Annotated in this window: 10 protein-coding genes; 1 reads left to right on the top strand and 9 read right to left on the bottom strand. The window is 57.8% G+C overall.

The genetic code is table 11. From position 1 onward, the window contains the following. Positions 1-743 precede the first annotated feature (743 nt). The 9 genes from FCK22_RS17520 to FCK22_RS17480 all read right to left on the bottom strand — a co-directional run bounded on the left by FCK22_RS17520 (position 744) and on the right by FCK22_RS17480 (position 9629). On the bottom strand, positions 744-2156 hold the full coding sequence (locus tag FCK22_RS17520) for an NADH-quinone oxidoreductase subunit N (RefSeq protein WP_067265814.1): 1413 nt from the start codon (positions 2154-2156) through the stop codon (positions 744-746). 3 nt (positions 2157-2159) lie between these two features. Beyond that, positions 2160-3647 carry an NADH-quinone oxidoreductase subunit M gene (locus FCK22_RS17515; protein ID WP_067265815.1) on the bottom strand — a complete coding sequence of 496 codons (1488 nt, stop codon included), beginning with the start codon at positions 3645-3647 and terminating at the stop codon, positions 2160-2162. A 1-nt stretch (position 3648) separates the two neighbouring features. Beyond that, positions 3649-5559 (bottom strand): NADH-quinone oxidoreductase subunit L, encoded by a 1911-nt coding sequence (locus tag FCK22_RS17510; protein WP_067265817.1) that lies wholly within the window; start codon positions 5557-5559, stop codon positions 3649-3651. Then, positions 5556-5861, bottom strand: coding sequence for an NADH-quinone oxidoreductase subunit NuoK (gene nuoK, locus FCK22_RS17505; RefSeq protein WP_067265818.1), 306 nt, complete (start codon positions 5859-5861; stop codon positions 5556-5558). The genes FCK22_RS17510 and nuoK overlap by 4 nt, the downstream gene beginning before the upstream one ends. Before the next feature lies 1 nt (position 5862). Further along, on the bottom strand, positions 5863-6693 hold the full coding sequence (locus tag FCK22_RS17500) for an NADH-quinone oxidoreductase subunit J (protein ID WP_136720718.1): 831 nt from the start codon (positions 6691-6693) through the stop codon (positions 5863-5865). Beyond that, positions 6690-7604 carry an NADH-quinone oxidoreductase subunit H gene (locus tag FCK22_RS17495; protein ID WP_067264328.1) on the bottom strand — a complete coding sequence of 305 codons (915 nt, stop codon included), beginning with the start codon at positions 7602-7604 and terminating at the stop codon, positions 6690-6692. The genes FCK22_RS17500 and FCK22_RS17495 overlap by 4 nt, the downstream gene beginning before the upstream one ends. Next, entirely contained in the window at positions 7601-8605 is a 1005-nt protein-coding gene (locus FCK22_RS17490) for a hypothetical protein (RefSeq protein WP_136720717.1), read from the bottom strand. Before FCK22_RS17490 ends, FCK22_RS17495 begins: the two co-directional genes overlap by 4 nt. A 14-nt stretch (positions 8606-8619) precedes the next feature. Further along, a complete protein-coding gene (locus FCK22_RS17485) occupies positions 8620-8961 on the bottom strand; it encodes an NADH-quinone oxidoreductase subunit A (RefSeq protein ID WP_067264333.1) in 342 nt (113 codons plus the stop codon). 161 nt (positions 8962-9122) lie between these two features. Then, positions 9123-9629 (bottom strand): DUF305 domain-containing protein, encoded by a 507-nt coding sequence (locus FCK22_RS17480; RefSeq protein WP_082852049.1) that lies wholly within the window; start codon positions 9627-9629, stop codon positions 9123-9125. A 200-nt stretch (positions 9630-9829) separates the two neighbouring features. Here FCK22_RS17480 and FCK22_RS17475 point away from each other — a divergent pair. Beyond that, a partial coding sequence (locus FCK22_RS17475; protein WP_136720716.1) for a transposase occupies positions 9830-10119 on the top strand: 290 nt, incomplete at its 3' end.

The following is a 10119-nucleotide window of genomic DNA, read 5'->3' as shown; positions in this document are numbered from 1 at the left end:
GCTCTGCGCTCACCATCCGCTACCATCGGCTCGAAGCATTCGAGGCGTGGAAATCCGCGGCACAGGCCGCTTGATCAACGAACAGCTTGCCAACTTGCAAATTCGGCGAGTTAACGTGACAACACCCCGGCGCAAGAAATAGCGGCGAAGGTGCTCCTCGATTACCGCTTCGACTTTGCTGGATATTAACATCGTCCCGGTCGGGCGGCCCCGTTTCCGCGGAGCCAGAACGCTGGTGCGCCCACCCTCTTCCGCCAACCGTTTTATCCAACGCCAGACCGTCGCCCTGCTGACACCAAGCTCCCAAACGGCGTCATTGATGCCACGTTCCAGGCTGCCAGTCCCATTGAGATATGCCTGAACTAGAGGGCGCAGCACCGCGGCCCTGCGCGCCTCTTCAGCACCAACGGCAACGGAGTCTTCGCCATCATCATTCATCGATATTTGCCGCAAATGTCTGTGAACCCTGTCTCACGTTTAAGGGCAAAAATATCAGAATTAAAGGCAAAATCTCATATTTAAGGGCAAAGCTCAGCCGTTGATTTCGTTGGATTTCCCATCTCACAATTAAGGGCTACGCGACAGTCTGCATCGACACCGCCTACGCCCAGATCGGTGAACCAGCAACCTCAGGCCCGTTAACGTGACAACACCGTAAGACCCGCTGGCCCGCCACCGATGATGAGGCAGTCCTTCATCTCGTTTATCCTATGAAATCTTGTTAAATTTGCCACATGATGCAGTTATCCCGGCAATAGCTGGCTGAGTTGAAAGGCTGTGAACGCGCTTCCAGCCAACACGGCTCCGCCGATTATGAAAATGCCCCCGATCAACACTGCCACACCACTTGGGCGATCAAGCACAGCGACCTCCTCAGGTGGCGCGTTGAAATATGCGCGGCCCATGACCCCCGCATAATAGAACAACGATGCAACGGTATTTGCGGCGGCCACCACGGCGAGCCAAGTATAGCCGCCGTCTATCGTGGTCATGAACAGGGCAAGTTTGCCCAGAAATCCGACTGTTGGCGGAATGCCCACCAAAGAGAGGAAGGAGACCACCAATACCGTCGCCACGAGCGGGCGCCGCTTGGCCAAGCCGTCGTAGTCGGCGATAGCCGTGCGCCCGCGTAGGTATGCCACGACTGCGAAGGCAGCGAGATTGCCCATCGCATAACTGGCTATGAAGACCAAAAGGGCACTCAGCGCATCTGGGCTAAGCCCCAGAACGGTGACGGCCATCAATAAGTAGCCTGCCTGTGCCACCGAGGACCAACCGATTAGCCGGCGGATATCATCTTGCCAAAAGGCGGCCAGATTGCCCAAGGTCATCGTCGCTGCGGCTAAAATCGCGATCAGCGGGCGCAGGCCAAGGAATTCGGGGGGCACAAGCTGCACGAGGCGGGCCAATGCTATGGCCGCGCCGATCTTGGGCACGACCGTCAGGAATGCGGCTGAAGGGACCGGTGCGCCTTCGGCTACATCGGGCAACCATGCATGCGCGGGTACTGCACCCAGTTTGAACGCGACACCGGTTAGGGTTAGCGCAAATCCGACGAAGAGCAGCGGAGAAAGCCCAGTGCCGAGCCTTAATGATGCGGCAATATCTGCGTATCCGGTGTTCCCCAAGAGTCCCAGCATTAAGGTGACCCCGGTAATCAGCAATGCGTTTGCCAGCGCGCCCATGAGGAAATATTTCATGCCAGCTTCGACGGACAGCGCCCAGTCGCGGTGCCACGCGGCCAGCGTGTAGCCGGTGACTGAAGACAGCAGCACCGCGATAGTGAGTTGTAACAGGTCTCCGGCACCGGCCATTGCCATAGCCCCAAGCGCACCAAGCAGGAGGATCGTGTAATATTCTCCATGGCGTGGATCGGTGCGGAACCAGCCCGGCGCCAGCAGAATACAAAAGGCCGTGCCCAGCAGGATCATCAATCGCGCCCAAAGGCTCGCTCCGTCCAGCGCCCAAGCTCCTGAAAAGGTGAACCGGGTTTCCCCCAACTGCCCCAGAACCAAAACAATGGCGACGGCAATGCCTGCGAGGGCGATGAATGCCGACCCGGCCTGCATTCGTCGGGGCGCAAAGGCCGCAAACAGCAGCGCTAACACTGCCGCCACGATGATCGCGATCTCAGGGGATACGTCGCCGATTGGCACCAGTCAGCTCCCTATTATGGCAGAGGATGCGCTGCCGATCAGATCAAGCAACCAGCGCGGATAGATGCCGATCAGAATGACCAGCGCCAAGATCGCTGCAAGAATGCTGCCTTCAAGTAAGCTGACATCGGCAAACCCCTCACGCGCTTTTGGCAGGTCACCAAAGAACACCTGTTGCAGCAACCGCAGAAAGAGTGCGGCAGTAATGAGAATGCCCAGCAGACCAATCGCAGCGATCACCGGAAAGACGGCAAAGGTGCCGACAAAGATCTGCACTTCCGCCACAAAACCGGCTAACCCCGGCAACCCCAGGCTGGCAAAAGCCGCAATCACTGCAGCGGTTGTCAAGCGAGGAGCCACTTTAGCCAGCCCGCCGTAAGCATCCATGTCATAGGTCCCACTGCGCGCCCAGAAGCCACCGGCAATCAAGAAAAGCGCGCCGGTGATTAGCCCGTGCGCTACCATTTCGACCACCGCACCGGTCAAAGCCATTTCGCGCGCACCTTCTGCGCCGTTCAACAATGCTCCTGCGGCGGCGATGCCCAAGACGGTATAGCCCATATGATTGACCGAAGTGTAGGCGATGCGCCGTTTTAGGTCGGTTTGCCCCAAGGCGACAATGGCTCCCCACAGGATAGAAGCGAGTGCCACAATCGCCAGCGGCAATGCATAATCGGCGAAGGTTTCGCGCATCATCTGAAAGGGGATCCGCACAAGCCCATAGGTCCCCATCTTCAGCAAGACGCCAGCGAGGATGGCCGACACCGGCCCCGGTGCCATGACGTGCGCAGGTGGCAACCAGGTGTGAACTGGAAACAGAGGGGCCTTGACGGCAAACCCCAGAACGAAGCCCAAAAGGATCAAACCGCCCCGCAAATCCATCCCTGCCAATGGCTGCGCAGCTATCAAGGCGCGCATGTCAAACGTGATTGGGTCAACCGTCAGCACCAGCCCGATAATTGCCAGCAAGATCGCGAGGGACCCCGCTAATGTATAGATAAAGAACTTGAGCGCCGCACCTTGGGCGTCACCATGGCCCCACCGTCCGATAAGGAAGAACATCCCGACGAGGCTGAGATCAAAGAAGACATAGAAGATCAGTAGATCAAGGACCATGAATAGGCCCAGCGACACCGACTCCAGAAACAGAAACCATGCATAGTAGGCGCGGGGACGTTCAGGGTTCTCCATCGGCCATGCGATGCAAGCGATAAAGAGGACGCCGCTCATCAACGAGAGCGCCAATGACATGCCATCCACGCCCACGCGCCAGAAGACACCGAGCGCGGGTATCCAAGGGGCCTCCGCATAGGCCTGAAAGGCAGGGGCCGCTGAGCTTGTGTCAAACTGGTACCAGACGATTAAAAGCAGCAAGAACGACAATGTCGAGGTTGCGACCGCGATGATGCGGGCAGCGGCATGGCCGAGACTGGGCAGAACGGTCAGAGCCAGGGCGCCCAGCATCGGGATTAGGATGGTGAGTGTCAGCATGTCATGCTCCTGCAGCGAGAATGGCGATCACGGCGATGACGCCGCCGATAATGTAAGCGTAATAGTGGTGGGAAAGTCCGGTTTGCAGGCGGCGAGTGTCGCGGCCTAACATACCGGTCAGGCGCGCACTGCCTTCGGGTATGCCATCAGAGATCGTCTCCCCGAAGCGGTCGCTGACCTGAGCAAGCCAGTCGCCAAATGCAGCAGTGTTGCGGATACCCTGATCAACAACACGGTTGTCCACCTCCGCGATAAAAGCCGCTCCTTTGCGGCCAATGAAAGCGACCCCACGAGGCCCCGCGTCAATGAGAGTGTCGTCAATCCAAGCCGTTGTACGGGCAAGCGCATCTAAGGGTCGCACAACGGCGATGGTGATCAACTTGGGCAGCCCGAGCCAATTTGAGGCGGCAGCAGTGGCACCGCTTGTTCCGAGCATAGGATGCTGCCGCACCAGATAGACGCCGCCCAAGACACCGGCGGCGATAAAGGTCAGCGAAAGGCCAAGCATCAAAGGGCTGCCTTTGGGGAGCGTCATGTCCAATAAGGCGGCAAGTGCCTCAGCCAGGGGCGGATACCACAGTAGGCTTGTTGCCAGTGTCAATGCGCCGAGGATACCCAGTCCGATGGTTTCCATCCTGTCAGGCACCTCGATTGACCGCTGGTCATTGCCGCGCCAGCTAAATTCCAGCAATAAGAAGCGCGTCGTATAGGCCGCGCTCAGTGCGCCGCCGAGCATCACTGCGATTGGTAGCCAATACCCAGTATGTTCAACCGCTTTAATGATCTCTTCTTTACTCCAACCACCTCCCGCAGGTGGCATCCCGGCAAGCCCGACTGCTGCTATAGCTGTAAGCCCCCCGACGATTGGCATCGATTGGCCCAGCATCATTTTATCCAAGCGGTAGCTCCCCGCAGCATCCCCTGCGAGGCCAGCCGAAAGGAAAAGCGGCGCTTTGAATGTGGCGTGGACAATCAAGTGCAGTACCGCGATCCCCGGATACCCCGCGCCGACTGCAACGAACATAAATCCGAGTTGGGCCGAAGTGGACGCCGCAAGCAGCCGTTTAGCGTGGTTCTGCAAAACCCCGGTGACGCCACCCGCCAGAGCAGTGATCAACCCGATCAAGATCGCCGCGACGCTAAACCCGGGAGCGAGGGACAAGGATGGCTCAAGACGCGCGATGATATAGGCACCGGCTGCCACCAGCGTCGCCGCATGGAGAAGCGCCGAGACCGAACTGGGGCCAGCCATCGCCCGAAACAGCCAAGGCGAGAAGGGAACCTGTCCGGCCTTTGAGGCCGCCGAAAGAAGGATTCCAAAGGCCACGATCTCCTGAGCCGTGCCTTCGAGCGTTGCAATGCCGGCATAATCGAAAGACCCCGTGGCGGAATAGAGCGCCATCGCAGCGGCAAAAAGTCCAAGATCACCGAACCGCGTCATCACGAAAGCATAAAGGCCCGAACGCGGATTTTCGATGTCGTGCCACTTGTGCGAGATCAGCGCCCAGGAACAGGCGCCAATTAGCTCCCAGCCGATAAGCAGCGTCAAAAGATCATCGGCGACGACAACCAATTCCATGCCGCCTGTGAACAGGATCATGATGCCAGTTAGCCGCCCCAGCCCACGCGCTTGTTCATGCTGTGTGGCGTGAAGGACAACAGCAAGTGCTATGGCGGGAACCATGAGAGCAACCGCCGCTGAGATCGGCGTGAGCGAGGCGGTAAGCCGGAGTGCATCCGACCAGATCAAGTACGCGGTCCATTCTTGTGTGACGGCAGCCATCGCCATGACGAAAGTCCCACCAAGCACGGCCACTGCCAACCCTCCAAGCCAGCCACGCGACCGATCACCCATCACCGCGATGATCGCGCCTGACAAAATCGGCAGAAAGGGGAGCAGCCAAAGCGTCATTCTTTCAGCGTCCCGAGCGCTTCAATCACGTCCGCTTGACGCTTGCGATAGATGGCAACAACAAGAGCAAAGCCAATTGCCAGCTCGACTGCCATCACCGCCATGATCAGGATCGCAAGCAATTGCCCCTCAGGCGCCCCCTCGAGGGTAAAGGCCCAAAACCCGACAGCCGCGAGCAGGGTGCCATTTAGCATCAACTCCAAGCCCATCATCAGCATTACAAAGGATTTCTGTGACAACGCACCGAACAGACCGATGCCAAAGAGCGCCGACGCGACAATCAATATGGCCGTCAAAGTCATATCAATGCTCCTTCTTCAGCTTGGTGCCGTGACCTTTATGCGGGTCCGGTGCTGGCTCTTGTCTGGGCTTCTTTGGATCGGCGCCTTCGGGGTCAGCGCCGGTTGTGTGTCCCACGTGACCCGTATGCTCTGCTGACAACGCCGGGTCGTCGTCGGCCATCTCGTGACCCATATGGCCAGTGCCTTGGTCGCCGTCCTTCTTGTCGGTCATCTTGTCATGACCCCCATGACCACCATGGCCGCCGTGCCCTCCGTGGCCACCGCCTTCCTCCACCTTGCGACCCGCAGGTGTCCCGCCCGGATGAAGCCCTGGGGGAATAGCACCCGCGTCCGACACGCCAAACCGGCCACGGCGGCTCGATAAGATGACAGCGCCGAGCATGGTCGCCAATAGCGTCACCCCTGCGGTCTCGAATATCAGCATCGAGCTGCCCAGCAGGTTGATGCCCAGATCACGCATGGTATCCTGACCCGGAGGCAGGGGATTATGCGGTAGGTCAGTTTCCAGCACCGCGACTGTGAGGCCGATGAAAGCTACAATGCCCGCTCCTATCGATAGACGGTATTGATGCACCATCTGCATCGGGTTCAGGCCTGCCGGGTTCATCATGAACATCACCATGAAAAGACCCATGACCATCATCTCGACCGCCATCATAAAGACCGTGGCGACGCCGATGTAATCGGCAGACATCAATAGCGCGATGGCACCGACACAGATGAACGAAACCATCAGCGCGAATGTTGCACGGATCATCGAGTCGACCTGAAAAACCCGCCAACCGCTCCAGATGGCGAGCGCCGAAAGGATATAAAAAGTAATATCCGTCATGCCAGCGCCACCAGTCCGGCCAGCAACAAGTCCAAGAAGGCAATTGGCAGCAGGACCTTCCAGATCAGCCCGAGCAACCGTGCTACGGGCATACGCGCCAGCAGATGAGACAGGGCGATGATGACAGCCATGATGGTTAGTGTTTTGAACGCGAGCCAGACAACAGCAGGAAGGACCGGGCCGAGATACCCGCCCAGAAACGCCGAGGCGGCCACGGCAGAGAAGCCAACTAACATGGACAATCTCGCCACCTGCCAACCGGCCCGGTTAGCGCCTGAATCTTCGATGGACGTGCCGCCTGCAAGATCAGCACCATCGGCGTAGTCGAGTGGCCCGCGCAGCGTAAGTGACAGTCCCAACAATATGAAGAGGGGCAGCCCAAGCGGTTGGCGGATCACATTCCATAGGTCTTCTTGCGACGTCACGATAGCGCGTAGATCAAGCGACTCTGCAGGCAGTGCGGCGGCGATCAGGACAAACATGCTTAGCAGCATGATCGGCAGCCCAATAGCGACGTAGCGATAGGCCCCGATCAGGGCGAGTGGGGAATTGGGTGACCAGCCGTGCAAAAACACAAGCACAACCACGAGGGACTCGCACGCCCCCCACAGCACCACACTGGTTTCGAGGCCAATCACTGCAGACTGTGGCCCGAGCGGTACGACAGCGAGACCAATCGCACCGAGCGTCAGAAAACCCGAGATGGACAGGAACCAGTTCATTCTGTCTGGCGCCTCGGTCGAAATTCGTTGCCGAGACACTTCCGCCGCGGCGGCATAGAGCGGAGTTAGCAAACTGCCCCCAGTGCGTCCGGCCAGCCATCGGTAGAACAACGTGTCCAGAACCGCAGCGATAAGCATGCCGACGGTCATGAATACGAGCATTATCATCAGGGTGAGGGCGACGCTCATGACATGTGCCCTGCATGGACGCCGTGATCCATGCCGCCCGCCATGGCACCGGGCTCAGGATTAGAGGTATTGGCGCAGATGGCGCGCAGCGATGCGTTGTCAAAGCTGTTCAAAACCAGCATGGCTTCGTGCCATTCCAGACCGATCAATAGATCATCAAGGCCTGTTTGCTGGACGTGCAGGTTGAAGATGGGTTCTGAAGTGCCGATCAGCAGGTCAAAGCGCGTGCGTACGTCCGATCCGTCATGAGTGCGGCCCAACCCTTCGGGGATTGCTGCCTGCGCGCCCGATAAGCGGATCAGCCGTTTAAGGGTCGCATTGCCGATGTTGGTGGCGCGTAACATCCGTTCAGCCAGGGCTGGCAGTCCCAGAAGATTGAGTAGAACCCAACCGCGTTTTTCTTGGGTTTCGAACGGCGGATGCGCAACCGCAACTTTCTGTATCATGTCACCTTGGAGAGTGAGGGTCAGGACGAGCCCGGGCGGGAGCATGGGGAGAAAAGGACCGAAATCTGCGGTGTAGGCATCAAGCTCCAGCCCATCCCGCAGATCGGCGGCTGTCATTGCCATCGTCCTTCCGTAAGGCGTGCCGCCCATCATGCCTTTACCGCCCTGACCATGTGGACCAATCCCGCGCCACTCGTTTGGCGGGGCATCTGGCAAAATGTCGGGTTCGGTCTTAAGGTTGCCAGCCAGCAGATCTCTGTGAATTACCCTTAGAAAAGCGCCAATGGTCGCTATTTCTTCTACTCTCGTAGCGCCTGGCAACTCATTCCGTGAATGCCAGAGAACGCTGGCGCGGGGGTGCGGCAACTGGTCATGCAGGCGGTGTAGTGGAGGTATAAGAGCCTCTGGTATCGTGCCTACAACCAACAAAACCGCTGCGGCTCGCGGCGTCTCAACAACGCGCAATCCGGGGGTTTTAACCAGCACGCTCGCAGCATCGGCAGGGGCACCCTCGCCAAAGGCTACAAACACCGGCACTTCGGCCAGCTCTGCCATTCTTGCAAGCCAGCTCATTCCCACCGAAAAATACCCTCCCGCCAGCCATAGACGATCCCGACCGATAGAATGACCAAGAACATGCCCATCTCTGCCAGCGCCTTGGGGCCTTCCTCTACGAAAACCACGGCCCAAGGATACATGAACATCATTTCCATCTCGAAGGCGACGAACAGCAGCGTCATAGTGTAGTATCGGACGTGGAAACGTTGCCATGCATGGGTCTCAGGATCACTGCCCCCGAGTATAGGGCGCTTCTGAGGATAGGTGCTCGGACCCGTACCGCTTGCGCGCAATGCTGCGGTGAACAGCATTGAGAATGCAAAGATCAAAATGATGGCGATCAATGTCGTCATGAATCTGGTATCCCTTATGCCCAAGCAAGGTTACCTATCGGCGCGAACTATAAAAGCCTTCTTACCGCTGGACCCTTGCACATTTTCTGAGGCGTGCTGGCCCAGTGGATGTGACATCAAACAGTAGGCCAGATCACAGGAAGGCTATCTTGCTGGCAAAATCAGCCCTTTCCACCGTACCAGCTATGGCGCCAGTCGATCATTTTGCCGATCTCTTGGGCCTGAGTATCGATAATGCTCCTCGAAAGCTTCTTGATGTCGTTGTTGGAGCTCTGTTTCAGAGCGACCGCTGCCATTTCAATTGCAGAGGCATGGTGCGGCAGTTGTGAATCAATGAATGCTTTGTCGAAGGGTGCCTTTTTTGCGAGTTCTTCTGGGCTGTCCATCCCGAGCATGCTGCGCTCACGGGGATGGGTCTCTGTCGCGACTTCATCAGGGCCATCAAGGTCTTCGATTATGCCATCAAGCGTTTCGATTTCTTTCTTCTGATCTTCGATCATGGTCTTTGCGAACTGGACGAGTTCGCTGTGCTCGCCTTTTTCCACCGCAACCTCGGCCATTGATACCGCCATCGCATGATGGGCAGACATCATATTGACGAACCGGAGATCGGAATATTCTCCATTGTGAACCAAATTTGCAGTCGCTTGGCGCTGTGACGTCATCATCGTTCTCCTTCTGTTAGTGTTGCAAACGCGGAATAGCCGCTATGGTTCCGGCCGAATAAGTTGCGCCACGGGAAGAGGCCTACCTTTCCACGTCAGCTTTTCGCTGAAGTATGTGCTTCTTAACCAAAGGTCTGAAAGGGTGTTGTCACATTAACGGTCCTGAGGTTGCTGGTTCATTGATCTGGGCGTAGGCGGTGTCGATGCAGACACAAAAGATCAGCTACAAACGCCACCGGTTTCCGCCTCAGATCATCGCTCATATTGTCTGGCTTTACGTCCGGTTCAACTTGAGCCTGCGCGAGGTCGAAGAGCTGATGCTGGAACGTGGCGTCGACGTTTCGTATGAGACAATCCGGCGCTGGTGCGTCAAGTTCGGCCCCCTGATCGCCCACGTTCTACAGCGACGGCTGCCGCGCCCCGGCGATGTCTGGCATCTGGACGAAGTCGTTGTGAAGATCGCGGGTCGGTCATACTGGCTCTGGCGCGCGGT

This window comes from Sulfitobacter sp. 15WGC (assembly GCF_005068605.1).
GTDB lineage: Bacteria > Pseudomonadota > Alphaproteobacteria > Rhodobacterales > Rhodobacteraceae > Sulfitobacter > Sulfitobacter faviae.
Note: the sequence above shows the minus strand (reverse complement) of the source record. Positions and strands in the feature narration are given on the sequence as shown.

What these genes read in the sequence shown, in the direction of transcription:
- FCK22_RS17490 (WP_136720717.1), bottom strand. Translation starts at nt 8,605, where the DNA reads ATGGCAGAGCTGGCCGAAGTGCCGGTGTTTGTAGCCTTTGGCGAGGGT.
- FCK22_RS17510 (WP_067265817.1), bottom strand. Translation starts at nt 5,559, where the DNA reads ATGACGCTTTGGCTGCTCCCCTTTCTGCCGATTTTGTCAGGCGCGATC.
- FCK22_RS17480 (WP_082852049.1), bottom strand. Translation starts at nt 9,629, where the DNA reads ATGATGACGTCACAGCGCCAAGCGACTGCAAATTTGGTTCACAATGGA.
- FCK22_RS17495 (WP_067264328.1), bottom strand. Translation starts at nt 7,604, where the DNA reads ATGAGCGTCGCCCTCACCCTGATGATAATGCTCGTATTCATGACCGTC.
- FCK22_RS17500 (WP_136720718.1), bottom strand. Translation starts at nt 6,693, where the DNA reads ATGACGGATATTACTTTTTATATCCTTTCGGCGCTCGCCATCTGGAGC.
- FCK22_RS17485 (WP_067264333.1), bottom strand. Translation starts at nt 8,961, where the DNA reads ATGACGACATTGATCGCCATCATTTTGATCTTTGCATTCTCAATGCTG.
- FCK22_RS17515 (WP_067265815.1), bottom strand. Translation starts at nt 3,647, where the DNA reads ATGCTGACACTCACCATCCTAATCCCGATGCTGGGCGCCCTGGCTCTG.
- nuoK (WP_067265818.1), bottom strand. Translation starts at nt 5,861, where the DNA reads ATGACTTTGACGGCCATATTGATTGTCGCGTCGGCGCTCTTTGGCATC.